Consider the following 26,597-nt stretch of genomic DNA (forward strand, 5'->3'; position numbering starts at 1 on the left):
CTCCCGGCGTCCTTCCTGACGTCGCTGTCGAGGGTCTAGACGGTCTCGACGCGGGCCAGCCACCCGCGCGCGACCGCCATCGACAGCCAGGCGCTGAAGTCGAAGGCCGCGCCGACGTTCAGCAGCGCGCGTTCCAGGTCGAGCCCCGCGCGCAGCGACTCGAACCAGCGCGTGGTCACGCCGTCCAGCGCCATCGCCCGGCCGCCCCAGCCCTCCCGCCACACCATCAGCGCGGCGTGCGGCCCCTGGCCGAAGGCGTCGCTCGCGAGATCGAGCAGCGCCTTCGGCGCGTGCGCGTCGCCACCGTGCCAGACGACGTGGTCCGCCAGCACGAGCCGCACCGCGCTCGCGGGCAGACGCCCGAGCAGCACGAGCGAATCCAGGTCGGGCCGCGGATCGGCGACGCGCTCGACACGGTGGAACTGCCACTCGATCCGGGCCAGCGCCGTCCATAGAGGCGGCAACCCGTCGGCTTCGGCACCGGCGAGCAGCGCGATCAGCGCTTCTCCCCACTCGCCGAGATCGCCCTGCGCGGGCGGATGGCGACGCCAGCAGGCCCAGGCCAGCGAAGCGAAGCTGCCGGGTTCGTCGGCCTCCACGCGATCACGCAGGCGCGGATACGCCGCCGCGAGCGTGCGTTCGGCCTGGCCGCTGGCATGCGCCTGGTACTGGCGCAGCACCCGGGCGAGCCCGCCGACGATGCCGGACAGGGCTCGCAGCCCGACAGGCGCCAGCGAGGCGGCGTCGACGCCCGGCGCGGCCAGCAGCGCGGCCACGAGGCCGGACTGCTGATCCGGGAGGCCCCGTCCGTCGCGTCGGGACGAGCGATGCGACTCGCCGGGGAACACCGCCGTCGACGCCGTCGTCAGGGATGCGCGAGCGGTCCGGCGCAGCATCGGCCGCGAAGGCGCCAGCCGTGACGAGGGGCGCGGTGGCGGCGGCGCGATGAGCTGCCGGTCCAGCAAGGTCTGCTCCCGGCGGGCGCGTGCCACCTCCTTGCACAGGACCGGGAGCGCCGGCAGCGCGTGGTCCCACTCGATCAGGGTCGGCCGGGCGCCGATGCGCGTCAGCGCGTGGCGGTACAGCGACCAGACCGGCTCCGACACCGCGCCGCCATGGTCGTCGAGCACCAGGCCCGCCGTCCTGGCATGGCCCGACACGTGGTACTGGCCGACGGTGGCCGGCGTCATGCCGTCGAGCCAGGCCATGCCGGCCCGCAGCGCGGCCTCGTCGTTCAGTCCGCGGTTGAGCGACCGGACGAACACGCTGTTCAGGTCGAGCAGCAGCCCGCACCCGGTGCGGGCGGCCAGCGCGTTGAAGAAGTCGGGTTCGCCGATCGCGTCCTCATCCCACGCCAGGCAGGTCCCGAGGTTCTCGATCAGGATCCGGCGGCCCAGGCCCTGCTGCACCGCATCCACCTGCGACGCCAGCAGCGACAGGCCGCGCGGGCTGAACGGGATCGGCAGCGGCGCATGCACATGGGCGGTCCCGTGGTGGTGCCGCGCGCGGGTGAAGCCGGCATGTTCCGAGACCAGCGCGGGCTGGACCGCGTCCACCAGCGCACGCACGCGCTGGAGGTGACGCGGGTCGATGCCGACCGCCGAGCCCAGGCCCAGGCCCACCCCATGCAGGCTGACCGGGAACCGGCGCGCGGCCTCCAGGAGCAGCTGCCGGCTGGCACCGCCGGGCGCCAGGAAGTCCTCGGTGTGGACCTCCAGGAAATCGAGATCGAGCACGCCACCCGCCATCACCTCCCGGTAGTGGGGCTGGCGCCAGCCGACGCCGACCGCGACCGGCCACAAGGCGGCACCGCGCTTCAACGCAGGCCCTCGGCACCGGCCCCGTACGTCCATTCGCCGGGCGTGCGATCGACACACGACAGGCCGGCGCAGGCGTGCTGGCCCGCCTTGGCCACGTCGTGGCACGGGCCCCCGAAGGCGCGGTGGGCGGTTCGAGCGTCCGCCGAGGTGTCGGTGGACAGGGCGGCCGTCAGCGCCGCGAGGACGATCTGGCGAGTGGTCATGGAGGACTCCGATGAGGGGGCGATGCCCGCGAAGGGGTAGGCGATGAGCGTGGCAATGGACGCGGCGCCGGTCCGATCGACCGCGCCACCGCGCCTGTGCCCTCAGTCGGCCGGCCCTGTCCTTCGCGCCACGCCGGAATCCTGTTCATTGACATCGGTCAAGCCAGGCTCCGAGTCGCCACCCCATCGACCCCGCGCCGTTGCAGCGCGCGTCCTCTCAACGTCCTCCCACGGCCCTGCCACCGCCCCTCAGTCGAGCTGCCCGCCTCCGGCCCGGATCTCCTGGGCGGTGACGGCCAGTTCCATCGCGAGCCGCGTCGCCGCGACCAGCGTCGGCAGCGGCAGGCTGGGCGCGCCGGGATGTCGCGCGGCCTGCTCCGGCAGGTAGGGGATGTGCATGAACCCGCTGCGCACGCCGAGGCCGTCCAGCCGATGCTGCAGCCCGTAAAACAGGTGATTGCAGACGAAGGTGCCGGCCGTCTGCGACACCGACGCCGGATATCCCGCCGCCCGCAGCCCGGCGACGATCGCCTTGATCGGCAGCGTCGAAAAGTACGCCGCCGGGCCGTCCGCCACGACGGGGACGTCGACGGGCTGCGCGCCGGCGTTGTCCGGGATGCGCGCGTCGTCCACGTTGATCGCGACCCGCTCCAGCGACAGGTCGCATCGCCCGCCCGCCTGGCCGATCGCCAGCACCATCGCGGGCCGCACGCGCTGCAGGGCCTCGTCCAGCCGTTGCAGCGCCTCGCCGAACACGCAGGGCAGTTGCACGGCCACGACACGGGCACCGGCGATCACCTCGCCGTTGAGCGACCGCGCCAGTTCCCAGGACGGATTGACGACCTCGCCGCCGAATGGATCGAAGCCCGTGACCAGAAGGTTCTTCATGGGGACGAGTCTAGACGCGAGGCCTGACCCCGTCGCCGTCCCGGCCGGGCGACTGCTGCGACAGCCGGGCATGCCACCTGCTTATCTCGATAGTGGCCACTCCTCAAAAGGGTTAATCTCCCGCCTCAAGCATGTACAGATACACATTCCCCGCGGAGACCGCCAGATGACCGACCCGTCCGTGCCGCTTCAATGGCCCACCGCCCCGTCAGGCAGCGCGCCAGCCGAAGCGTCACCGCAGTTCGAGTGGCCCACCCCGCCCTTCGCCGCCTACCCGCGGCCCCGCCCGCAGCGTGAACCGCAGGCCTGCGAGATCATGGGACTGAACGGCAGTCGCACGGTCGGCAAGGTGATCCTGATGGTGCCGTCGGAGCGTCTGGCGCAGGTGGTCGTGCCGCCCGCGCGCAACGCGATGCCGCTGAAGTTCTCGCAGTTCAAGGGGCTCAAGCTGCTGCATGCGATCGAGGTCCCGCCGCGCGACCCGGCCGCGGCGAACGATGCGATGTCGCTGGACCAGCGGCCGCGCAGCGACTTCAAGCTGGTCTACCAGGGCGGCGAGGAACAGAAAGGCACGACGATCGGCCACCACGAGACCGACCTGGGCCTGTTCCTGTTCCCGCCGGTGAGCGAGACCAGCGACTGGGTGCGCTGCATGTTCGTGCCCCGCGAGGTGCTGGTCAGCTTCGAGGTCGGCGAGCGCATCGGCGACCTGCTGGTGCGTCAGGAAGTGGCGACGCAGGCGCAGGTCGACGCCGCCGCGGATGAACAGCGCGAACTGCGCGACCGCCGCGTCGGCGACATCCTGGTGGCGACGCACATCGTCAGCGCGGACCAGCTGATGCAGGCGATCGAGCAGCAGGCCAAGATGCCGATGGTGCGCATCGGCGAGGCGCTGCTCGCGCTGGAGCTGATCACGCAGGCGCAGCTGGACGAGGCGCTCGCGCAGCAGAAGCAGGACCGTTCGGTGCCGCTGGGCGAGCTGCTGGTGCGCAAGGGCATCGTGACGCGCGCGCAGCTGCAATCGGCGCTGGCCCGCAAGATGGGCTACCCGCTGGTCGACGCGGACAACTTCGCGATCGAGCCGGACTCGGTGCGCAAGCTGCCGTTCTCGGTGGCCAAGCGGCTGGAGGTGCTGCCGCTGGTGCTGCGCGACGGCCGCCTGATCGTCGCGATGGAGGATCCCACGCGGCGCGACTGCATCGACGAGGTCGAGTTCATCACCCAGCTCAAGGTCGTGCCGGCGCTGGCGCGGCTGGGCTCGCTGACCTTCGCGATCCCGGGCGCCTACGAGCGTTTCGGCTCGATGCCGGCCTCGTCCCTCGGCAGTGCGCTGCCGGCGCTGACGATGGACTTCGAGCTCGACAGCTCCGACAAGCTGATCGAGACGCTCGAGCGCGAGGGCCAGGAGCAGTCCGCCCGCGAAACCGCGCGCGAGGAGGAGAAGGACCGGCAGATCGAGCAGAGCGACAACTCGCTGGTGCGGCTGATCAACACGATGATCATCGACGCGCACAACCAGAACGTGTCGGACATCCACATCGAGACCTACCCCGGCAAGGAGAAGGTCAAGATCCGCTTCCGCAAGGACGGCGTGCTGCAACCTCACCTGGAGCTGCCGCACACCTATCGCAGCGCGATGATCGCGCGGATCAAGATCATGTGCGACCTCGACATCTCCGAGCGCCGCAAGCCGCAGGACGGCAAGATCAACTTCGCGAAGTTCTCGGAACGCCACAAGATCGAGCTGCGGGTCGCGACCATCCCGACCAACAACGGCCTCGAGGACGTGGTGATGCGGATCCTGGCGTCGGCCAAGCCGATCCCGATGGAGAAGCTGGGCTTCTCGGAACGCAACCTGCGCGAGCTGAAGGCGGCCTCGGAGCGGCCGTACGGCATGGTGCTGTGCGTGGGCCCGACGGGCTCGGGCAAGACGACGACGCTGCACTCGGTGCTGGCCAACATCAACAAGCCGGAACGCAAGATCTGGACGGCCGAGGATCCGGTCGAGATCACGCAGACCGGCCTGCGGCAGGTGCAGGTCAACCCGAAGATCGACTGGACCTTCGCCAAGGCGCTGCGCGCCTTCCTGCGCGCGGACCCGGACGTGATCATGGTCGGCGAGATCCGCGACGAGGAAACCGCGGAGATCGCCGTCGAAGCGTCGCTGACGGGTCACCTGGTGCTCTCCACGCTGCACACCAACAGCGCGCCGGAGACGGTCACGCGGCTGCTCGACATGGGCATGGACCCGTTCAACTTCGCCGACTCGCTGCTGGCGGTGCTGGCGCAGCGGCTGGTGCGGCGCATCTGCTCGTCGTGCCGCAAGTCGGAGCCGATGTCGGACGCGACGCTCAACGAGCTGCTCGACGACTACCTGCACGTGTTCTCGGCCGAGAACCGGCCGGAGCGCGAGAAGGTCCTCGCCGAGTGGAAGGGTCTGTACGGTCAGCCCAACCTGCTGCAGTACCACTCGCCCGGCTGCGAGAAGTGCGACCACACCGGCTTCAAGGGCCGCGCGGGGCTGCATGAGCTGCTGATCGTGACCCGGCCCATCCGCCGGCTGATCCAGACCGGCGGACGGGCGGAGGAGCTGATGCACCTGGCCATGTCGGAAGGCATGACGACGCTGCGGCAGGACGGGATCGCGAAGGTGCTGCAGGGCGTCACCACCCTGGGCGAGGTCAGGTCGACGAGCAACCAGTAGCGGGAACAGAAGCGGCGACCTACCCCGCCATCAGGTCGTGATCGCGCAGCATCACCGGCTCACGCGATCCGCCGGCGACGCGGCGTCGGACGATCCCTTCAAGTTCATCCGTGTGGGCCTGGAAGGTCTGCAGCGGATCGTCGTTCGTGTTGTGGGGGCTGTAGCGATAGTGGAGCGACTCGCGCCGGACGGTGGCGCCGACGAATTGCTCGCCCACGAGCACCCAGAAGCGGATGGTTCCCGAACTCAGGTCGTAGAACGCGGCTGGTTTCACTGGACCTCCTGGCGCCGGTGCGACGCCGTGAAGGGTCAGGTTGAGCGCATTCACCGGCACAGTCTGTGCACTGGCGCACACAGGCCCGCGCCGACCCATTCGATTCGCAAGCGCAACAGGGAGGAAGAACATGGCCAGTCTGGACTTCGAGGATGAGAAGGCACGGTTCCGGGTCTTCTACGAAGCCAATTCAGCGAGGTTGCAGAATGCCGGCCGGTCGCTGGTCAGCCTCCTCACAGACCTCCTCCCGCAACTCGGCTCGGTGCCGTTCTCCAAGATCGAATCGCGGCTGAAAGACCGTGAGGAGTGCATCAAGAAATTCAATCTCAAGTACCGCCAGGCCCTGGAAACCGAATCGACGGACTACGACATCCGAAGTCACATCAGTGATCTGGTCGGCCTTCGTATCGTCTGCCTCTATGAGGACGACATCGAGAAGATCGGCGCGATTCTCCAAAGCGAGTTCGAGGTTGTCGAAGTCACCGACAAGATTTCGACCATCGAGAACACGGAGGCCTCGTTTGGCTACAAGGGTCTGCATTTCGATCTGAAGCTAAAGAACCCGCGGCTTGAGTTGCCCGAGTACCGGGCCTATGCGGACCTTCAGTTCGAAGTGCAGGTACGAACGATCGTGCAGGACTCATGGAGCGTGCTGGATCACAAGATCAAGTACAAGAAGTCCATCCCCAACCATTTGAAGCGCCGGATCAACACGCTGGCCGCACTCTTCGAACTGGCCGACCGAGAGTTCCGGCAAATCCGCGATTCAACCGAAGAAGAGATCCAGAAAGAAGAGGACGAGCCGGCCGAGCCGGTGGACACATCGGCGGCGCAGGGCGTCAACGGTGTAGGGCCAGTTGAAGCGCCGCGCACCGAGCCTCCCGCGTCCCCGGCAATCGAGCGTCGCAGCGCGCAGCTCAACGCCTTCAATTTCCTGAAGATCGCCAGCCATTTCTTCCCCGCCTTCGACTTCGTGCCACAGAAGGTGGATGGCTTCGTTCAGGAGATCGTGACGGCTCAGCCGTCCATTTCGCGCTCAGAGTTCAACCAATATCTGCGCGAGAACATCGGCATCGTCAAGCGATACCAAATTCACTTTGAAGACGGTTCTGAGAACCGGATGAACCCTTTTACCGTGATCCGTCACAGCCTCTATCTCGGCGACAAGACGCTGTTCCAAGGCATGCTGGCGACTCTTGCCAGGAAGAACTTCGAGAAGTGGCTCTCGGTTCAGGCCGTCGAAGAGCTCTGATGCCATGGCTTGCGGCTTGCGGCCGGCGCATGACCTGACCCTTTCATGTCAGGACATGCGACGCGAGGACCGTCTGCAGTTGTCCGGACCTAACGACCGAGCAGCGCCAGGATCGGCGAGGCCATCCGCGCCGCCGCGCCGCGATGCGCCGCGGCGAAGGCCGTGGCCGCTGCCGCCATCGCGTCGCGCTCATCGGACTTCCTGAGCAGCGCGAGGGCGCCATCGAGGCCCTCCGGCAAGGTCTCCACGCGGCGCGCAGCGCCGGCCTGCAGCGACAACTCCGCCGCCTCGGCGAAGTTGAAGGTGTGCGGCCCCATGAACAGCGGCACGCCGCAGGCAGCCGTCTCGATGAGGTTCTGGCCGCCCAGCTTCTCGAAGCTGCCGCCGAGCAGCGCGACGTCGGCCAGGCCGTAGTACAGCGCCATCTCGCGCATCGAGTCGCCCAGCCACACGTCCGCCACGCCCGCGCTCAAGGGCGGCGTGGCGATGTCGCTGGTGCCGAAGGCGCTCCGTCGCGCGAGCGTGAGTCCCGCTTCGCCCACCATCGCGGCGATCTCGTCGAAGCGCTGCGGATGCCGCGGCACGATCAGCAGCAGCGGGGAACCTGCAGCCGCCCTCGCCTGCGACGCCGCCTTCCAGGCGGCCAGCACCGCGGCCTCCTCGCCTTCGCGGGAGACCGCCAGCATCACCACGGGTCGATTCAGTCCGGCGCGCCAGACGCGGCCTCGCGCGAGCAGCGCTTCATCGGGCTGAAGGTCGAACTTCAGGTTGCCGCAAACGCGCACGTCCTCGACGCCGGCCTGACGCAGGCGGTCGGCATCGCCGGCCGTCTGCGCGAGCGCGAGCTTCAGGCTGCGCGCCGCCGGCGCGAGCAGCGCCTTGAACTTCTCGCCGCGACGCAGGCTGCGCGCGGACAGCCGTGCATTCGCCAGCACCATCGGTACGTCCGCCTTCCGCGCCTCGTGCTGGACGTTGGGCCAGATCTCGGTTTCCATCAGCACGCCGACCGCCGGCCGCGTGCGCTTCAGGAAGCGACGCACCGCGCCGGGCGTGTCGAAGGGCAGCCAGCGCTGCGTGTCGCCGTCGCGCAGCAGCGCGCGGCCGGCCTCGCGGCCGGTCGCCGTCGTGTGCGTGAGCAGCAGCCGCATGCCGGGACGTTCCTGGCGCAGGCGCTCGATCAGCGCCGCCGCGGCCCGCGTCTCGCCGAGCGAGACCGCGTGCACCCAGATCGCGCCCGGCGCGATCGCCTCGCCGAAGCCGAAGCGCTCGCCCGGATGCACCGCGTAGAGCGGCTCCTGGCGTCCGCGCAGGAACAGGCGCAGGAAGTACGCCGGCGAGGCGAGCCTCAGCACCGTGCTGAAGACGCCGCGCGCCAGGCGCTCCTTGAACGAATCGGCAGGCAAGGGACGATCAGTGGCCGGACGTGAAGGTGATGTCCGGCTTCACGCGCTTGAGCTGGGCCAGCACTTCCTTCTGGATGCGCTCCAGCGCTTCCTGGGTGTGGCCCTCGAAGCGCAGCACCAGCACCGGCGTCGTGTTGGACGCGCGCACCAGGCCGAAGCCGTCGTCGTATTCCACGCGGATGCCGTCGATCGTGATGATGTCCTTGGCGTTCGGGAACTCGGCGATCTCCTTGAGCTTGGCGACGACCTCGTGGTGCTCGCCTTCCTTGCAGGGGACGTTCAGTTCCGGCGTGTTGACGCTGTTGGGCAGGTCGTTCAGCACCTGGCTCGGGTCGTCGCTGCGCGACAGGATCTCCAGCATGCGCGCGGCGGTGTACATCGCGTCGTCGAAGCCGTACCAGCGCTCGGCGAAGAAGATGTGGCCCGACAGCTCGCCGGCCAGCGGCGCGCCGGTCTCCTTCAGCTTGGCCTTGGCCAGCGAGTGGCCCGTCATCCACATCAGCGGCTTGCCGCCGTGCTCCTCGATCCACGGGGCCAGGCGTTGCGTGCACTTGACGTCGAAGATGATCTCCGAGCCCGGCAGGCGCGTCAGGATGTCCGCGGCGATCAGCATGATCTGGCGGTCCGGCATGATCATCGTGCCGTCCTTGGTCACGATGCCCAGGCGGTCGCCGTCGCCGTCGAAGGCCAGGCCCAGCTCGGCGTCGGTCGCGTGCACGATGCGCTTGAGGTCCTCGAGGTTCTCGGGACGCGACGGATCCGGATGGTGGTTGGGGAAGTCGCCGTCCACCTTCGAGAAGATGTCGATCACTTCGCAGCCCAGCGCGCGCAGGATCGCCGGGGCGGTCGCGCCGGGGATGCCGTTGCCGCTGTCGACCACGACCTTCATCGGACGCGACAGCTTGGCGTCCTTGACGATGCGCTGGGTGTACTCGGCGATGACGTCCATCTGGCCGACGCGGCCGTTGCCGGTGGCGTAGTCCTCGGCCTCGATGCGGCGCTTCAGGCCCTGGATCTGTTCGCCGTAGACGGCGGCGCCCTTCAGGACCATCTTGAAGCCGTTGTAGTCCTTCGGGTTGTGGCTGCCCGTGACCATGATGCCGGAGTTGCAGCCGTGCTTGCCGCGCGTCGCGGCGACGTAGTACAGCATCGGCGTCGTGACGGCGCCGATGTCGACGACGTCCAGGCCGGTCGACTTCAGGCCGCGGATCAGCGCGTCCACCAGCGACGGGCCCGACAGGCGGCCGTCACGGCCGACGGCGACGGCCTTCTCACCGGCGTTGACCGCCTCGGTGCCGAAGGACTTGCCGAGATGCTCGGCGAGCGTCTCGTCCAGCGTCGTGCCCACGACCCCGCGGATGTCATAGGCCTTGAAGATGGATGCGTGAACTTGCATGTGCTTCCTTGCAGGAATGGTGGAGATTCGAACTGGGGCGCATTGTAGGCAGCGCCTATGAGGCCTCCGTGTAACCCGGTGCACGGAGGCCCCAAGAGGGCAATTCCCGGGCCAGGGCCGACCACGGGGTGCTGGAGGGAGATGTCCGAAAACGGCGAGAACCGTCGGACCCCGGCTCCTATGATCCTTGCCATGGACTTCCTCCTCGATCCCGACCACTGCTACCCCGCCCTGCTGGCGCGGGACGCCCGTTTCGACGGCCAATGGTTCGTCGGCGTGACCTCGACCGGCGTCTATTGCCGACCGATCTGCCGGGTGCGTGCGCCGCGCCGCGAGAACTGCCGCTTCTTCCCCAGCGCGACGCTGGCCGAGGCCGCGCGCTTCCGCCCGTGCTTGAAATGCCGCCCCGAACTGGCGCCCGCCGCACGCCCGTGGAGCACGATGGACGCCGCCGAGGTGCTCGCCCGCGAAGCGGCGCGCTGGCTGGACGAATGTGCGCCCGAAGAGGCGTCGCTGCCGGCGCTGGCCGCGCACCTGGGCGTCAGCGAGCGCCATGTGCGGCGCGTCTTCACCGCCGTGCACGGCGTGGCGCCGCTGCAGTACCTGCAGACCCGCCGGCTGCTGCTGGCCAAGCAGTTGCTGACCGATACACGCCTGCCCATCGGCGAGGTCGCGCTGGCGGCGGGCTTCTCGAGCCTGCGCCGCTTCAACGCCGCCTTCCAGGAGCAGTACCGGTTGAGCCCGTCCGCCCTGCGCAAGGGCGGCGCGGACGCGGAAACCGGCGCGTCCGGCACCGGCACTGCGTTCGAGACCGCCGAGCTGCGCCTGGACCTGCGCCCGCCGCTGCTGAGTTCGGCGCTGCTGAACTTCCTCGCCGCCCGTGCGGTGCCCGGTGTGGAGCAGGTCGACGTCGAGCGTCTGTCGCTGTCGCGCAGCGTGCGCTTCTCGCGACCGGGTCAGCCCGATGTGCTCGGCTGGCTGTCGGTGCGACTGCCCGCCGACGGCGACGAGCGGCCGCGCGTGCGCCTGTCGCTGAGCCCGTCGCTGTGGCCCGTGATCGCGCCGCTGATGCCGCGCCTGCGTCGCTGGCTCGACCTCGACGCCGACCCGCAGGCCATCGCCGCCGCGCTCGGCGAGACGCTCGGTCCGGCCGCCGCCGGCCTGCGCCTGCCGGGATCGCTCGACCGGTTCGAACTCGCGATCCGCGCGGTGCTCGGCCAGCAGGTGACGGTCGCCGCGGCCCGCACGCTCGCCACACGCCTGATCGCCAAGTACGGCGAGCCGCTGCCCGATGCCGCCGGCGCGCCGCCCGGCGTCACGCATGTGTTCCCGACACCGGCCACGCTGGCGGCCGCGACGGTCGATGACATCGCGCCCCTCGGCATGCCCGGCCGCCGCGCCGAGGCGCTGATCCACCTGGCCCGCCAGTGGCCGACGCTGGCTTTCGCCCACGGCCGCGGCACGGTGGAGGAGGCGATCGCGGAACTGGCTGCCCTTCCCGGCCTCGGCCCCTGGACCGCGCACTACATGCTGATGCGCGGCTGGAGCTGGCCCGACGCCTACCTGCCGGGCGACGTGGTCCTCAAGCAATGCCTCGAGGAGCGCGCGGGAACGCCGTTGCGACCGAGGGAGCTGATCGCTGCCGCCGAGCATTTCGCCCCTTACCGCAGCTACGCCGTGTTGCAACTGTGGCGGGACGCCGCGACCAAGTCCGCCGCGGCAAGGACTCTCCCGAAGTCCGCCGCTGCCAGAACCATCCGAAGTCAACCGAAGACAGTGGGGCCGGAATGAGGCTGGGGGTTCCCGGACGGGATGCCCCCTGCCTCGTGGAGAGCCCGCGCCTGGCCCACCGGAGTTGGTGGGTCTCCCGCCAACCAGGAGAGACACGATGAAGCACGACCCCCACACCGCCTGGACCGAGACCGACACCCCGCTCGGCCGCCTGCTGATCGCCCGCAATGCCGAAGGCTTGTCGGGCCTGTGGTTCGAGGGCCAGAAGTACCACCCGGGCGGCCTCACCGCGGCTCGCGACGATGAGGATCCGTTGTTGCGCGACACCGTCGCGGCGATGAAGGACTACTTCGCCGGCCGCGCCGCGACCCTCCCGCCGATGTCCCCGTCGGGCACCGCGTTCCAGCAGGCCGTGTGGCAGGCGCTGCTCGGCATCCCGGCCGGCGAGACCGTCACCTACGGCCAGCTCGCCGCGCGCCTGGGCCGCCCCGAGGCCGTGCGCGCCGTCGCCGCGGCGGTGGGCCGCAACCCGGTCTCGGTGCTGATCCCGTGCCACCGCGTCCTGGGTGCCGACGGCAGCCTGACCGGCTACGCCGGCGGCCTGCATCGCAAGGAAGCCCTACTGACAATCGAGGGCGGTCTTCCGACTACGCTTCGCCCCTCGCCTTCCCACAAGCCGGCCCTGCGCCGGGACAACAAATCAAGGGTGACCGCGTGAAGCGAAGCGATCTGATCGAACTGCTGGTCCTGGCTGCCATCTGGGGCGCCTCGTTCCTGTTCATGCGGGTGGCCGCGCCGGAGTTCGGCGCGGTGGCGACGGCCGCCGTGCGCGTTGCCGGCGCGTCGCTGTTCCTGATCCCGCTGCTGGGCTTTCGCGAAGGCCTCGGCGACCTCCGGACCCACTGGAAGGGCCTGCTGCTGGTGGGCCTGCTGAACAGCGCCTTCCCGTTCGCGCTGTTCAGCTTCGCCGCGCTGTCGATCAACGCCGGCCTGTCGAGCATCCTCAACGCGACCACGCCGATGTGGGGCGCGCTGGTCGCGTGGGCCTGGTTCGGGCAGCGCCTGGACGGATCGCGCCTGCTGGGCCTGGCGCTGGGCTTCGCCGGCGTGGTCCTGCTGGCCTGGGACAAGGCCTCGTTCAAGCCCGGCGGCAGCGGCTTCGCGATCGTCGCCTGCCTGATCGCGGCGCTGAGCTACGGCATCGCCGCGAGCGCCACCAAGCGCTACCTTACCGGCGCCAGCCCATTGGCCGTCGCCACCGGCAGCCAGTTCGCCGCCGCGCTGCTGCTGGCCGCGCCGGCCTGGTCGCTGCGTCCGGCCAAACTGCCCAGCGGTCATGCCTGGGGCGCGGTCGCCCTGCTCGCGCTGCTGTGCACGGGCATCGCCTACATCCTGTTCTTCCGCCTCATGAAGCGCGTCGGCCCGACCAACACGATCTCGGTGACCTTCCTGATCCCGGTCTTCGGACTGCTGTGGGGATGGATCTTCCTCGGCGAGACGCTGAGCGCCGGCATGGCCGCGGGCTGCCTCGTCGTGCTGCTGGGCACCGCGCTGGCGGTGGGCGTGCTCAAGCTGCCTTCGACGACGCCTCCAGCGACGTCCTGAGGATCCGGTCCGACAGGCCCGGCGCGGCGCCCGCGCAGGCCCGGGCCAGGATCATCCCGCCGACCATCGTCGACAGCACGCCGATCGCGCGGGCCTCGTCCTCGGCGGTCGGCTCGTCGACGACGGTGCCGTCGGGCCGGTGCACCGCCAGCTCGCGCAGGTAGGCGGCGATGCCGGTGCTCATCGATTCGCGCAGCAGGCCGCCCTCGCGCGCCGCGTCCACGCCCAGCGCGGCCATCGGGCATCCCGCGCCCGGCGTGTCGCGATGCGCGGCGCCGAAATAGCGCTTGAGGAAGGGCTGGTAGTCGCCGTCGTGCTTCTCGAGTTGCGCACCCAGGCGCGCCAGCGAGACCTCGAAGGCCACGTCGCAGGCCTCGGCCGCGAGTTCCTCCTTCGACGCGAAGCGTCCGTAGAACCCGCCGTGCGTGAAGCCGGCCTCGCGTGAGATCTCCGCCAGGCCGACGCCGGCCACGCCGCGCTCGCGGTACAGCTTGGACGCCGCGTCCACCAGCGCCTTGCGGTTGGCGGCGGATTGCTCTTTGGTGACTTTCATGATGGTCACCATTGTAGGAACGCCGCCCGCCGCTTCCGATGACCGCGTGATGCCACGCTTTTGAATAGGGTCATCATCAAATCTGCGGCGGGTGTCGGAAATCCCGATACGATGGCGGCCATCATTAAAACAAGCACCCCTGGAAGGATCCGCCCGCATGCTTGCCGCCGCCCTGTCCCGACGCCTGACCCATCGGGGTCTCCACTTCAGCTGGGTGATCGCCGGGCTGACCTTCCTGACGATGCTCTTCATGTCGGCGGCGCTGGGCCTGCCCGGCGCGATGCTGCAGCCGCTGGCGAAGGAATTCGGCTGGTCCACCAGCCAGATCTCGTCGGCGCTGGCGCTGCGATTCGCGCTGTTCGGGCTGATGGGGCCGTTCGCGGCGGTGCTGATGGAGCGCTTCGGCGTGCGGGCCGTCGTCAGCGTGGCGCTGGGACTGGTCGGCGGCGGCATGCTGCTGGCCGGGCTGGTCACGCAGCTGTGGCACCTGGTCGTGCTGTGGGGCGTGGTGCTGGGCCTGGGCAGCGGCATGACGGCGCTGGTGCTCGGCGCGATCGTGTCCAACCGTTGGTTCGCGACGCGCAAGGGCCTGATCATGGGCATCCTCACCGCGAGTGCCGCGACCGGCCAGCTGATCTGCCTGCCGATTGCCGCCTGGATGATCGAGCGCTGGGGATGGCGCGCGCCGCTGCTGCCGCTGGCCGTGCTGTGCCTGGCGGTGATGAGCCTGGTGCTGCTGTTCATGCGCGACCGGCCGTCCGATGTGGGTCTCGTGCCTTACGGTGCCGATCCTGAAGCGGCTGCGGCGCCGGCCGCACCCGCGGCGAAGGTCACCTGGCTCACCCCGTTCACCGCGCTGCGTGAGGCGTCGACCCAGCCGACCTTCTGGCTGCTGTTCGGCACCTTCTTCATCTGCGGGCTGTCGACCAACGGTCTGGTGCAGACCCACTTCATCTCGCTGTGCGGCGACTACGGCCTGGCGGCGGTGCCGGCGGCCTCGGTGCTGGCGATGATGGGCATCTTCGACTTCATCGGCACCATCCTCTCGGGCTGGCTCAGCGACCGCTACGACACCCGCAAGCTGCTGTGCTGGTACTACGCGCTGCGCGGACTGTCGCTGCTGTGGCTGCCGAATGCGGAGTTCACGCTCTACGGGCTGTCGCTGTTCGCGGTGTTCTACGGCCTGGACTGGATCGCGACGGTGCCGCCGACGGTGCGCTTGACGGCGGAGCGCTTCGGCGCGGCGAAGGTGGGGATGGTGTTCGGGTGGATCTTCGCCGGCCACCAGATCGGCGCGGCGGTGGCCGCGTACGGTGCCGGGCTGAGCCGCAGCCTGCTGCTGAGCTATGCGCCGGCGCTGTATGTCGCCGGCGCGGCGTGCCTGCTGGCCGCGGTGATGGCGATGGTGATCCGCCGCAAGACGGCCACCGCCTGACCGGTCATTCCGCCGCGATCACGTCCGGCGGCGCCGCGAGCAAGGCCTGCAACCCTTCCTCGTCGAGGACCGTGACGCCCAGTTCGCGGGCCTTGTCGAGCTTGGAGCCCGCCTCCTCGCCCGCGATCACGTAGCTGGTCTTCTTCGACACCGAGCCGCTGACCTTGCCGCCGGCGGCCTCGATCAGTTCCTTGGCCTCGTCGCGCGACAGCGTCGGCAGCGTGCCGGTCAGCACCAGCGTCTTGCCGGCCAGCGGCTGCGGCCCGGCCGGCGCCGCGGCGGCGCCTTCCGATTGCGGGAAGGTGACGCCCGCGGCCATCAGCTGCTCGACGACCTCGCGGTTGTGCGCCTCGGCGAAGAACGCCGCGATGCTCTTCGCGACGATCGGTCCGACGTCCTTGACCGCGAGCAGTTGCTCCTCCGTCGCGCCCATCAGCGCGTCCAGGTTGCCGAAGTGCTTCGCCAGGTCCTTGGCCGTCGTCTCGCCGACCTGCCGGATGCCGAGCGCGAACAGGAACCGCGCCATCGTCGTGTGCTTGCTCTTCTCGAGCGCGTCGATGAGGTTCAGCGCGCTCCGGTCGCCCATGCGTTCCAGCGCGGTGAGCTTGGCCACGCCGAGCTTGTAGAGCCCCGGCAGGCTGGTGACGATGCCGCCGTCGACGAGCTGGTCGACGAGCTTGTCACCCAGCCCCTCGATGTCCATCGCGCGTCGGCCGGCGAAGTGCAGCATCGCCTGCTTGCGCTGCGCCGGGCAGAAGATGCCGCCGCTGCAGCGGTGGTCGATGCCGCCCCGCTCGCGCACGACGTCGCTGCCGCAGATCGGGCAGTGCGTGGGCATGCGGAAGTTGGGCACGTAGCTCGCGCGCGTGGTGTCGACCTTGCCGACCACCTCCGGGATCACGTCCCCGGCGCGCCGGATGATGACCTGGTCGCCGACGCGGATGCCCTTGCGGCGCATCTCGAAGAGGTTGTGCAGCGTGGCATTGCTGACCGTCGTGCCGCCGACGAAGACCGGCTCCAGCTTGGCCACCGGCGTCAGCTTGCCGGTGCGGCCGACCTGGATGTCGATGCGGTCGAGCTTGGTGACCTGTTCCTGCGCCGGGTACTTGTGGGCGACCGCCCAGCGCGGCTCGCGCGAGACGAAGCCCAGCCGCCGCTGCAGCTCCCGGCTGTTGACCTTGTAGACGACGCCGTCGATGTCGAAGGGCAACTCGTCGCGCTTCTCGCCGATCGACCGATGGAAGGCCACCAGGCCCTCGGCACCGCGCACGACGGCACGGTCCTCATTGACCGGCAGGCCATAGCTCTGCAGCGCGTCCAGCATCGCGCCATGCGTGGCCGGGATCTCCCAGCCCTGCGTCTCGCCGATGCCGTAGGCGAAGAAGCTCAGCGGCCGCTGCCGCACCAGCGCCGGGTCCAGCTGGCGGATCGCGCCGGCGGCCGTGTTGCGCGGGTTCACGAAGGTCTTCTCGTTGGCGGCGCGCTGGCGCTCGTTGAGCGCCTCGAAGTCGTCGCGGCGCATGTAGGCCTCGCCGCGCACTTCCAGCACCGCGGCCTTCGCGCCGTCGCCGGAAAGCTTCAGCGGGATCTGCTTGATCGTGCGCACGTTCTGCGTCACGTCCTCGCCGGTCTCGCCGTTGCCGCGGGTGGCGGCCTGCACCAGCACGCCGTGCTCGTAGCGCAGGCTGATCGCCAGGCCGTCGAATTTCAGCTCGGCCGCGTACTCGATCGGCGCGGCGTGCTCGCCCAGGTCCAGCTCGCGGCGCACGCGTGCGTCGAAGTTCTCGGCGCCGCTGGCTTCGGTGTCGGTCTCGGTGCGGATCGACAGCATCGGCACCACGTGCCGCACCGTCTCGAAGCCCTCCAGCACCTGCCCGCCCACGCGCTGCGTCGGTGAGTCCGGCGTCAGCAGCTTCGGGAACGCGGCCTCGATCGCCTGCAGCTCCTGGAAGAGCTTGTCGTACTCGGCGTCGGGCAGCGACGGCGCGTCGAGCACGTAGTACAGGTGGGCATGGTGATGCAGCACGTCGCGGAGTTCGGCGGCGCGCGCGGCGGCCTGTTCGGCGGAGTGCGAGGACACGGGGGAGGACACGGAAGAAGGCACGGTGGAAGGCACGAGAACGGACCTCGAGGGAGTCATGCGCGCATTGTGGCGCAGCCCCACCGTACCGGGCACGGCGCCGGGGTCAGTCCCCCAGGCCCAGGGCCCCGGATGCCCCCGATTCTCCGGACGGCGGCCCCACCCTGGCGATCATGACCTGGTCGACGCGGTGGCTGTCGACGTCGACGACCTCGAAGCGCCAGCCGTGCCATTCGACGACGTCGGTGCGCTTGGGGATGCGGCGCAGCATCACCATCAGGAAGCCGGCCAGCGTGTCGTACTGGCCGTGGTGCGGGAAGTCGTCCACGCCCAGCGCGCGCTGCACGTCGGGGATGGGCGTGATGCCGTCGGCCAGGAAGCTGCCGTCGTCGCGGCGGATGATCTGCTGTTCCTCCTCGGCGGTGGAGACCAGCGAGCCCATCACCGTGCTCATCACGTCGTTCAGCGTGATGACGCCGACGACCAGCGAGTACTCGTTGACGATGACGGCGAAGTCCTCGTGCGCGTGCCGGAACTGCGTCAGCACCTCGGCCAGCGTCAGCCGGTCCGGGACGATGAGCACCTTCTTGACCAGCGCCGGCTCGGAGCGCAGCGAGATGACCTCGCCGCGCAGCACGCGCTGGAACAGGTCGGTCGCGTCGACGTAACCGACCACCTGGTCGATCTCGCCCGCGCAGACGAGGTAGGTCGAATGCGGCGAGTCCGCGATCCGCGTGCGGATCAGCGCCTCGTCGTCGTCGAGCGAGAAGTAGACGACGCGTTCGCGCGAGGTCATCGAGGATTCGACGGTCCGGGTCTCGAGCTCGAAGACGTTCTCGATCACCTGCTGGTCGGCCGCCGAGACGACGCCCGCGCGCTGGCCCGCCGCGGCCAGGGCGAGGATGTCGTCGTGGGTGATCGTGTTGTCCGGGCTCATCGGCCGGCCGAGCAGCCGCAGCAGGCCGTCGGCGACGTGGTTCAGCGCCCAGGCGATCGGCCGCAGCACGATCGTGAGGAACAGCATCGGCCGGATCAGCGCCATCGCGACGCGCTCGGGCTCGTTCATCGACAGCCGCTTGGGCAGCAGGTCCGCCAGCACGACGAAGAGGATGGTGACGCTGGTGAACGACAGCGCGAAGGCGGCGCGCTGGGCGCTGTCGATGTCGATCAGCGGGCGCAGCAGCGACTCGAAGTGCGGCGTCAGCGCGCCCTCCCCGACCACGCCCGCCAGGATGGCCAGCGTGTTGACGCCGATCTGCACGACGGTGAAGTAGTAGCCGGGCTGTTCCTGCACCTTGAGCACCTGCGCGGCGCGGTGGTCGCCTTCATCGGCCAGCTGTCGCAGCTTCAGCCGCCGGGAGGCGGCCAGCGAAAGTTCCGCCATCGAGAAGAACGCGCTGGCGGAGATCAGCAGGATGATGAGCAGCAGGCTGGAACTCAAGGCGGCTTTCAGGAGGAAGAAGCCGCCCAGTGTACCGGGCGCCCCCGCTGCGCCGCCCGCACGTCGGGGCCGGCTCGATGCCCGCCGCCGCCCTCGGGCGGCCGGTGGACGACGGGATGGTGGCAGGTCGGTGGCAGGCAGGGCCGATGCGGGTGCGCGGCTTGCTTGCCCCTCGTAGACTTGCCCGAACCGGCCTCGACGAGGAAATTCTGCCGATGCATGCCTTGCCCGCCGATCCTGCCGGCACGCCCAGCGACCCGTCCATCGACCCGCGCGACGATGCGCCCGGTCACGGCGCGCTGCCCCCGGTCCGCCGCGCCGCGCCGCCGCCATTTCCTGGACGGCGGCGGCGAGATGGGCGAACGCATGCGCGCGCTGGACTGGGCCGCCACGCCGCTCGGCCCGCCGGACGGCTGGCCGGCCGCGCTGAAGACGGTCGTGCGGATGATGCTGGACTCGCGCTATGCGATGTGGATGGCGTGGGGGGCCGACATGACCTTCTTCTGCAACGACGCCTACCTGCCGACGCTGGGCCTGAAGCGCGAATGGGCGCTCGGGGCCCCGTCCCAGCGCGTCTGGGCCGAAGTCTGGGATGCCGCCTACAGCCGCATCCGCCACGTGCAGACCACCGGCGAGGCCACCTGGGACGAGGCGCTGCTGCTGCTGCTGGAGCGCAGCGGCTTCTCCGAGGAGACGTATCACACCTTCTCCTACAGCCCGATCTATGACGACGAGCTGCGCGTGGACGGCATGCTGTGCGTCGTCACGGAGGTGACGGACCGCGTCATCGGCGAGCGCCGCCTGCGCGTGCTGCGCGACCTCGCGGCGCGCACCGTCGGCGCGGACGAGACGGACGAATGCGCCCGGCGCGTCTGCGGCGTGGTGTCCGACTGGCCGCTGGACCTGCCGTTCGCGGCCCTGTACCTGAACGACCCCGGCGGCCAGGCCGCGCGACGGATCTGCTTCAGCCTCCCCGAGGGGGCCGGAGCGGAGGGCATGGCCGCGCCGTTCCCGGAGGCGCTCAGCCTGGCCGATCCGCCGGACGGCTGGCCGCTGCAGGACCTGGCCGCCGGCGGCGCGGCCCGCGACCTGCCGGACCTGCGGGCGCTGGGTTTCTCGCGGATCCCGGGACCCACGCCGGGGCCGCCGGCGGGGCCCGGCGCGGCGCAGCCCCCGGGACCGACCGCCGGACCGGCGCAGGCGCCGCCGCCCTGGCCGGACGCCCTGAACCGCGCCGTGCTGCTGCCGCTGCGCAGCGCGGGCAAGGACCTCGCCGGATTCCTGGTGCTGGGGGTGAGCCCGCGCCGGCCGCTGGACGAGGACTACCGCGCCTTCCTGAACCTGGTCGCGGGCCAGGTATCGGCGGCGCTGGCCGACGCGTCCGCCTATGAGGCCGAGCGCCGCCGCGCGGAATCGCTCGCCACGCTCGACCGGGCGAAGACGGCGTTCTTCTCCAACATCAGCCACGAGTTCCGCACGCCGCTGACGCTGATGCTGGGGCCGCTGGAGGAGCTGGTGACCGCGCCCCACCTGGACGGCGCGGCGCGGGACCGGCTGGCGCTGGTGCTGCGCAATGCCACGCGGCTGCAGCGGCTGGTGAACACGCTGCTGGACTTCTCGCGCATCGAGGCCGGCCGCGCGCAGGCACGCTACGAGGCCTCCGACCTCGCGGCGCTGACGCGCGACCTCGCGAGCACGTTCCGGTCCGCGATGGAGCGCGCCGGCCTGGGTTTCGAGGTCGACTGCGCGCCGCTGGGCACGCACGCCTATGTCGACCGCGAGATGTGGGAAAAGATCGTCCTCAACCTGCTGTCCAACGCCTTCAAGTTCACGATGCGCGGCCAGGTCACGGTGCGGCTGCGCGAGGCCGGGCACGATCCGGCGCAGGCGGTGCTGGAGGTGGCCGACACCGGCACCGGCATCCCGGCGGACGAGTTGCCGAAGGTCTTCGAGCGCTTCCACCGCGTGGCCGGCGCGGAGGGCCGCACGCACGAAGGGTCGGGCATCGGGCTGGCGCTGGTGCAGGAGCTGGTGCGCCTGCACGGCGGACGGATCGAGGCGTCGAGCGTGCACGGCGCGGGGTCGCTGTTCCGCGTCCTGCTGCCGCTGGGCCACGAGCATCTGCCGCAGGACCGCGTCGAGCGCCCGGCGCGCGACCACCGCCTGGACAGGCCCCGCGGGCGCGACGATCCGCCGTCCGCGTCCATCGCGCCCATCGCGCCCTCGCCGGCCGACACGACCTCCGCGCGGGCCTATGTCGAGGAGGCGCTGCGCTGGCTGCCCGCGCCGGAGCCGGTGCGCGACGGCACGCCCGGCCCCGTACGCACGGGCGATGCCCGCGCGGATGGCGCGGACGTCATTCACGGCGCCGGCTGGCCGGCTGCCGACCAGCGCTTTGCCGCGACCTTCGGCGCGCGGGTCATCGTCGCCGACGACAACGCGGACATGCGGGCCTACCTGCGCGACCTGCTGGCGCCGTACTACGCGGTCGAGCTCGTCGCGGACGGGCTGCAGGCGCTGGAGGCGGCTCGGCGCGAACCGCCGGACCTGCTGCTGAGCGACGTCATGATGCCCAGGCTGGACGGTCTGGCGCTGCTGGCGGCGATCCGCGTGGACCCGCGGCTCGGCGGCGTGCCGGTGGTGCTGCTGTCGGCGCGCGCCGGCGAGGAGGCGCGCATCGAGGGCCTGGACGCGGGCGCGGACGACTACATGATCAAGCCGTTCTCGTCACGCGAGTTGCTCGCGCGGCTGGGGGCGCTGCTGGAACTGCGCCGGCTGCGGCAGTCGGCGGAGGCCGCCTTCCGGCTCCGGACCGAACAGTTCGAGACCTTGCTCAACGAGGCGCCGATGGGCGTCTTCCTGGTCGAGCACGACGGCGAGGGACTGCGGATGCGCGAGGCCAATCCGACGGCCCGCGCGACCTTCGGCGATCCGCCGGACCTGATCGGCGCACGCTTCGACGCGCTGCTGGAGCGGCAGTGGGGCCATCCGTTGTCGGACCAGATCGCGTCGCTGTTCCAGCGCACGCTGGAGACCGGCGACCCGTACCACACGCCCGAGTTCATCCAGGAGCGCAGCGACCTCGGCATCACCGAGGCCTACGAGTGGCAGATCAGCCGCATTCCGCTGCCGGACGGATCGCTGGGCGTCGTCTGCTACTACCGCGAGATCTCCGCGCCGGTGAAGGCCCGACGCCAGCTGGAGGCGGCGGACCGGCAGAAGGACCAGTTCCTGGCGATGCTCGCGCACGAGCTGCGCAATCCGATCGCGCCGATCCGCAGCGCCGGCGATGTGCTGTCGCGGCTGGGCCTGCCCGACGAGCGCGCGACCAAGATGGTCGACATCATCCGCCGCCAGGCGGCGACGCTGACCCGGCTGGTGGATGACCTGCTGGATGTCTCGCGGATCACGCAGGGCCGGGTGGAGCTGCAACTGGGCCCGGTGCCGCTGGCCGAGGTCCTCGCCCAGGCGGTGGAGACGGCCGAGCCGCTGATGCGCGAGCGGCGTCATCACTTCACGGTGGCGGCCGGCGGACCGCCGCTGCGCGTGCGGGGCGACCTGGCCCGGCTGGTGCAGTGCGTGGCCAACCTGCTCATGAACGCGGCGAAGTACACCGACCCGGAGGGATGCATCGCGCTGGTCCTGTCCGCGGAGCCCTCCCCGTCCGGCGGGCCCGGCAACGCGGTGATCCGGGTCAGCGACGACGGCATCGGCGTCCCGCACGCGCTGCAGGCGACGATGTTCGACCTGTTCGTCCAGGGCGATCGCGCGCTGGACCGCTCACAGGGCGGCCTGGGCATCGGCCTGTCGCTGGTCCGGCAGCTGATCGGCATGCACGGCGGCAGCGTCTCGGTGCACAGCGAGGGCACCGGCTGCGGCGCGCGCTTCGAGCTCCGGCTCCCGCTGCTCGCGACCGAGCCGTCGCTCAGCGCAAGCCCAGCCGCTTGAGCCCCGCGGTCAAGGTCTGCCTCGACGTCCAGTAGTCCGCCCACGGGTCGACCTTCTGGAAGCTGAGCCGGTCGCGCGCGTTGGCGAGCGTCCACTGGTCGCCGCGCTTCACGTCGCCGAGCTCGTCCCAGTCGATGGGCATCGAGACGCCGAGCCCGGGCCGCGCGCGGACCGAGAAGGCGCAGGCGGTGGTCTGCCCTTCCCCGTTGCGGAGGTAGTCCGGGAAGATCTTCCCGACGCGGTTCCTGGGCCCGCTCCTGGCGGAGAACTTCTTCGGGAAGGTCTCGGCCAGATGCTGCACGACAGCGTGGCTGAAGGCCTTCGCCGTCGCATGGTCGTGGCGCCGCGCCAGCGGGACCACCACATGCAGCCCCTTGCCGCCGCTGGTCTTGAGCCAGGACTGCAGGCCGAGCTCCTGGAGCAGCGCGCGGGTGATGCGCGCCGCGTCCACGACCGCCGCGAACCTGACGCCGTCGCCCGGATCCAGGTCGATGATGAAGCGGTCGGCCCGGTCGAGCTTGTCGTCCTGCGCGTTCCAGGTGTGGAATTCGATCGCGTTCATCTGCGTCATCTGCATCAGCGCGGCGGGATCGCGAAGGACGATGAGGTCGTCGCCCTCGACATGCTTCTGGAAGAACAGCGGCCCCTCGATGCCGTCCGGCGCGCGCACGATGGCCACGGGCCGCCGGCCCAGATGGGGCTGCATCCAGTCGATCACGCTCTCGTAGTAGCGGATCAGCTCGATCTTCGTGTGGCCCGTGGACGGGTCGATCACGCGTTCCGGATGAGTGATGCGCAGCTGCCCCGCGGCGGTCGGCGTCGATCCCTCCGCCGACCTGCCCGCGCGCTTGGCCGATGCCGTCGCGGGCTCCGATGGCTTCGATGGCTTCGATGGCTTCGACATGTTGACCGACGAGGCCGCCTTCGGTGCCTTGACCTCATCGGCGGTCTTGGCCGACTCGCGTCCGACGTCCTTCGGCGCCTTGTCCTCGCGTTCGCCCTGGAACGACGCGTGACGCACGTGACCGTCCGGCGTCCATTCCGCGAAGGCGACCTCGACGACGAGCTTCGGCTTCACCCAGCGCGCGTCACCGCCCGAACGGCCGCCGAGGCGGGCCCAGTGGCTGCGGGCGATGGTGGCCTCGTCGAAGTGCGGGGTCTTGACCTCGAGCGCGGTCAGCCGCTTGTGCATCTCTCCGGCCAGCTTCATCGACCAGCCGGTGCCGACGCGCCCGGCATAACGCCATGCGCCGTCCTCGTAGTAGCCGAGCAGCAGGCTGCCCAGCGCCTTCGCACCGTCCGACCGGTCCGTGAAGCCGACGACGACGAACTCCTGCCGCAGCTGGCATTTCAGCTTCACCCAGGCATCGCTGCGGGCGGACACGTAGCCGCTGTCGGGCCGCTTCAGGATCAGCCCTTCGAGCCGCATCTGGCAGGCGGCGGTGAGCATCTCCTCGGGCGGCACCGCGAAGTCCTCGCTGAAGCGCAGGCGCTCGCCTTCAGCGCCGTCCTCGTGACCCTCCATCAGGGCCCGCAGCACCGCGCGGCGGTGGATCAGCGGCACGTCGCGCAAGTCGTGGCCGTTCAGGAACGGCAGGTCGAAGAGGAAGTAGACGATGTCCTCGTGCCGCGTGCGCTTCGGGTGACCGATCGCGTTCTGCAGCAGGCTGAAGTCGGGCGCGCCATCGTCGCGAAGCACGACGATCTCGCCGTCCAGCCAGCCGTTGTCGATGTCCAGGCCACCGATCGCCTCGGCGAGCGACGGCAGACGCGAGGTCCAGTCGTTGCCACCGCGCGTGATCAGTCGGACCTTGCCCTTGTCGACGCGGGCCATCAGCCGGTAGCCGTCGAACTTGGCTTCCGCGATCCAGTCGCCGGGCGGCGTCGCGCTGACCAGCGTCGCGAGCTGAGGCGAGAGCTCGGCGGGCAGGCGCGCCTTCTTCGCACGGCTCAGGTCGGGCTCGGTTCCGGCATCGCCACCGGCACGGCGACCGCGGCCATTCTTGTCCGGGTGACCCGTCGACGCGGCACCGGCCCCCGTTGCCGTCGCGGACTTCGCAGACCTGGCGGTCTTCGCGGGTTTGGCCTGCCGCTCCTCCGCCCATCCCAAGGGCTGCCGGATCACGCTGTCGGGCAACTCGACGGTGACGTCGTAGTCCGCGTGCGGCCGCTCCAGGCCATCGTGCTTCTTGATCAGCAGCCACTGCTCGCGCTTCGACGCATCGCGCGAGGTGCGGATCAACTGCCACAACCCGGCGAGCTTCTGGCCGTTCAACCGGAACACGAGCTTGCCGTCACGCAGCCCCTCGTGCGGATCGCCTTCAGGCGTCCAGCTGCCGTTGTCCCAGACGATCACCTCGCCGGCGCCGTACTGCTTCGGCGGGATCGTGCCCTCGAAGCCGCCGTAGGACAGCGGATGGTCCTCGACATGGATCGCCATGCGGCGTTCCTTCGTGTCGTAGGACGGCCCCTTGGGAACGGCCCAGCTCAGCAGCACGCCGTCGAGTTCCAGCCGGAAGTCGTAGTGCAGGTGGCTGGCCCAGTGCTTCTGGATGACGAAGGACAGCGACTGCGTCGCCGCCTTGGCGGCGCGACGCGGACGCTTCGTGCCGGCGCGAGACTGCGCGGCGCCGCGCGCCGGACCGACCGTCCCGTCCGCCTCGTCCGGCTCGGGCGTGATGCGGAAGTCCCGCTTCTGGCGGTAGCGGGAGAGCGGGTCCTGGCGCGGGGCGGTCGGCATCGATGAACTCCGGAACTCGGACAGCGGCGCCCGGGAGCGCTCAGGCCGCCTTCTTCTTCGACTTGCCGCCGAGACTGCGGCGCAGCAGCTCGGTCAGGTCCACGACGTTGCCGCCCCCGCCGGCTTCCTCGGGCGCAGCCTCGAGCGGGGTCACGGTCTGCGTCTCGCCCTCCTCGACCTTGCGCGCGATCAGGCCGCGGATCGCGGCGGTGAACTCGTCGTGGTAGTCCTCGGGATGCCAGTCGTTGCTCATCTCGTCGATCAGCTGGCGGGCCATCTGCAGCTCGGCCGCCTTGAAGCCGTGCGCGGACTTGCCCTCGGCGGGCAGGTTGAGGTCGTCGCAGGGCCGGATCTCATTGGCCCAACGCAGCATGCCGATCATCAGCGCCGGTCCGGCCGGCAGCAGCGCGGCGAGATGCTCCTTGCTGTGGATCACCAGCCGCGCGATCGCGATCAGCCCGGCATCGGCCATCGCCTCCCGCAGCAGCGCGTAGACCTTGCCGGACTTGCCGACCGGCTCCAGGTAATACGGCTTCTCCAGGTAGACGAAGGACACCTGGGTGGCGGGGACGAAGGTCTCGATCTCGATCGTCTGGGTCGTGGTCGGATAGGCCTTGCGTATCTCGTCGTCGGAGACCAGCACGTAGTCGCCGTTCTCCTGCTTCACGCCCTTGACGACGTGCGTCTTGTCGATGTCCTTGCCGGTGCGCTTGTTGATGCGCTTGTAGCCGACCGGGTCCATGGTGCGCTTGTCGAGCCAGTCGAAGTCGACGCGCTGGTCGCGCGAGGCGGGGTACAGCGCGACCGGCACGTGCAGCAGGCCGAAGCTGATCGCGCCCTTCCAGATCGCGCGCCGCGCGGCGGGCGCGTCGTCGCTGTCGCCGCGGGTCGAGGTGGGGTGGGCCGTCTTGCCGGTGGACTTGCCGGTGGACTTCCCATGCGAGGCCCGATCGGCATTGGATGCGCGCTGGCGGCTCGCACCGGGGGCGCTGCGGCTGGCGGTCCGCGGCGGCGCCTTGCGGACGCCGCGGGAGGACGTGGAGGCGGTTCTGCTCGGCATGGGAACCTCGACGACGCATGCGATGGAAGCCTGCCATCGGCAAATCGCGCGCCCGTGGACGTCG

Annotated in this window: 18 protein-coding genes; 7 read left to right on the forward strand and 11 right to left on the reverse strand. The window is 70.2% G+C overall.

Annotation, left to right across the window (positions count from 1 at the left end; all coding sequences use genetic code 11):
- Positions 1-35: 35 nt before the first annotated feature.
- The 3 genes from ACQ86G_RS24505 to pcp all read right to left on the reverse strand — a co-directional run bounded on the left by ACQ86G_RS24505 (position 36) and on the right by pcp (position 2,911).
- The gene (locus ACQ86G_RS24505; protein ID WP_431257740.1) at positions 36-1,820 is read right to left on the reverse strand and encodes a multinuclear nonheme iron-dependent oxidase; all 1,785 of its coding nucleotides are present in this window, start codon (positions 1,818-1,820) and stop codon (positions 36-38) included.
- Positions 1,817-2,023 carry a hypothetical protein gene (locus tag ACQ86G_RS24510; protein ID WP_431257741.1) on the reverse strand — a complete coding sequence of 69 codons (207 nt, stop codon included), beginning with the start codon at positions 2,021-2,023 and terminating at the stop codon, positions 1,817-1,819. Before ACQ86G_RS24510 ends, ACQ86G_RS24505 begins: the two co-directional genes overlap by 4 nt.
- A 249-nt stretch (positions 2,024-2,272) precedes the next feature.
- The gene (gene pcp, locus ACQ86G_RS24515) at positions 2,273-2,911 is read right to left on the reverse strand and encodes a pyroglutamyl-peptidase I (protein ID WP_431257742.1); all 639 of its coding nucleotides are present in this window, start codon (positions 2,909-2,911) and stop codon (positions 2,273-2,275) included.
- Between the two features lie 166 nt (positions 2,912-3,077).
- On the opposite strand from pcp, the gene ACQ86G_RS24520 reads away from it, so the two are divergent.
- Positions 3,078-5,615: an ATPase, T2SS/T4P/T4SS family gene (locus ACQ86G_RS24520; protein ID WP_431257743.1), complete on the forward strand. Its 2,538-nt coding sequence runs from the start codon at positions 3,078-3,080 to the stop codon at positions 5,613-5,615.
- Between the two features lie 19 nt (positions 5,616-5,634).
- Here the strand turns inward: ACQ86G_RS24520 and ACQ86G_RS24525 are convergent, their stop codons facing one another.
- On the reverse strand, positions 5,635-5,889 hold the full coding sequence (locus ACQ86G_RS24525) for a DUF1488 family protein (protein WP_431257744.1): 255 nt from the start codon (positions 5,887-5,889) through the stop codon (positions 5,635-5,637).
- 130 nt (positions 5,890-6,019) lie between these two features.
- On the opposite strand from ACQ86G_RS24525, the gene ACQ86G_RS24530 reads away from it, so the two are divergent.
- Complete coding sequence (locus ACQ86G_RS24530; protein ID WP_431257745.1) at positions 6,020-7,141, forward strand: GTP pyrophosphokinase; 1,122 nt, start codon at positions 6,020-6,022, stop codon at positions 7,139-7,141.
- 89 nt (positions 7,142-7,230) lie between these two features.
- On the opposite strand, the gene ACQ86G_RS24535 is transcribed toward ACQ86G_RS24530, so the two are convergent.
- Both ACQ86G_RS24535 and ACQ86G_RS24540 read right to left on the reverse strand, forming a co-directional pair.
- Complete coding sequence (locus ACQ86G_RS24535) at positions 7,231-8,544, reverse strand: 3-deoxy-D-manno-octulosonic acid transferase (RefSeq protein ID WP_431257746.1); 1,314 nt, start codon at positions 8,542-8,544, stop codon at positions 7,231-7,233.
- A gap of 7 nt (positions 8,545-8,551) precedes the next feature.
- Positions 8,552-9,940 carry a phosphomannomutase/phosphoglucomutase gene (locus tag ACQ86G_RS24540; RefSeq protein WP_431257747.1) on the reverse strand — a complete coding sequence of 463 codons (1,389 nt, stop codon included), beginning with the start codon at positions 9,938-9,940 and terminating at the stop codon, positions 8,552-8,554.
- 192 nt (positions 9,941-10,132) lie between these two features.
- Here ACQ86G_RS24540 and ACQ86G_RS24545 point away from each other — a divergent pair, with 192 nt between their 5' ends.
- The 3 genes from ACQ86G_RS24545 (at position 10,133) to ACQ86G_RS24555 (ending at position 13,276) form a co-directional block, all read left to right on the forward strand.
- Positions 10,133-11,731: a DNA-3-methyladenine glycosylase 2 family protein gene (locus ACQ86G_RS24545; RefSeq protein ID WP_431257748.1), complete on the forward strand. Its 1,599-nt coding sequence runs from the start codon at positions 10,133-10,135 to the stop codon at positions 11,729-11,731.
- Positions 11,732-11,828: 97 nt separating this feature from the next.
- Positions 11,829-12,389: a methylated-DNA--[protein]-cysteine S-methyltransferase gene (locus tag ACQ86G_RS24550; protein WP_431257749.1), complete on the forward strand. Its 561-nt coding sequence runs from the start codon at positions 11,829-11,831 to the stop codon at positions 12,387-12,389.
- Entirely contained in the window at positions 12,386-13,276 is an 891-nt protein-coding gene (locus tag ACQ86G_RS24555) for a DMT family transporter (RefSeq protein ID WP_431257750.1), read from the forward strand. Before ACQ86G_RS24550 ends, ACQ86G_RS24555 begins: the two co-directional genes overlap by 4 nt.
- On the opposite strand, the gene ACQ86G_RS24560 is transcribed toward ACQ86G_RS24555, so the two are convergent.
- On the reverse strand, positions 13,239-13,829 hold the full coding sequence (locus ACQ86G_RS24560; RefSeq protein ID WP_431257751.1) for a TetR/AcrR family transcriptional regulator: 591 nt from the start codon (positions 13,827-13,829) through the stop codon (positions 13,239-13,241). The genes ACQ86G_RS24555 and ACQ86G_RS24560 overlap by 38 nt on opposite strands.
- 157 nt (positions 13,830-13,986) lie before the next feature.
- On the opposite strand from ACQ86G_RS24560, the gene ACQ86G_RS24565 reads away from it, so the two are divergent.
- Complete coding sequence (locus ACQ86G_RS24565; protein ID WP_431257752.1) at positions 13,987-15,264, forward strand: MFS transporter; 1,278 nt, start codon at positions 13,987-13,989, stop codon at positions 15,262-15,264.
- A gap of 4 nt (positions 15,265-15,268) precedes the next feature.
- Here ACQ86G_RS24565 and ligA read toward each other — a convergent pair whose 3' ends face one another.
- Both ligA and ACQ86G_RS24575 read right to left on the reverse strand, forming a co-directional pair.
- On the reverse strand, positions 15,269-17,404 hold the full coding sequence (gene ligA / locus ACQ86G_RS24570) for an NAD-dependent DNA ligase LigA (protein WP_431257753.1): 2,136 nt from the start codon (positions 17,402-17,404) through the stop codon (positions 15,269-15,271).
- A 46-nt stretch (positions 17,405-17,450) separates the two neighbouring features.
- On the reverse strand, positions 17,451-18,785 hold the full coding sequence (locus ACQ86G_RS24575; RefSeq protein WP_431257754.1) for a hemolysin family protein: 1,335 nt from the start codon (positions 18,783-18,785) through the stop codon (positions 17,451-17,453).
- A 279-nt stretch (positions 18,786-19,064) separates the two neighbouring features.
- On the opposite strand from ACQ86G_RS24575, the gene ACQ86G_RS24580 reads away from it, so the two are divergent.
- Complete coding sequence (locus ACQ86G_RS24580; RefSeq protein WP_431257755.1) at positions 19,065-22,733, forward strand: ATP-binding protein; 3,669 nt, start codon at positions 19,065-19,067, stop codon at positions 22,731-22,733.
- Here ACQ86G_RS24580 and ligD read toward each other — a convergent pair.
- On the reverse strand, positions 22,711-25,473 hold the full coding sequence (gene ligD / locus ACQ86G_RS24585) for a DNA ligase D (protein WP_431257756.1): 2,763 nt from the start codon (positions 25,471-25,473) through the stop codon (positions 22,711-22,713). The genes ACQ86G_RS24580 and ligD overlap by 23 nt on opposite strands.
- Positions 25,474-25,513: 40 nt before the next feature.
- Complete coding sequence (locus ACQ86G_RS24590; protein ID WP_431257757.1) at positions 25,514-26,533, reverse strand: Ku protein; 1,020 nt, start codon at positions 26,531-26,533, stop codon at positions 25,514-25,516.
- Positions 26,534-26,597: the final 64 nt, after the last annotated feature.

It is taken from the genome of Roseateles chitinivorans, from assembly GCF_050632145.1.
Lineage (GTDB): Bacteria > Pseudomonadota > Gammaproteobacteria > Burkholderiales > Burkholderiaceae_C > Roseateles > Roseateles chitinivorans_B.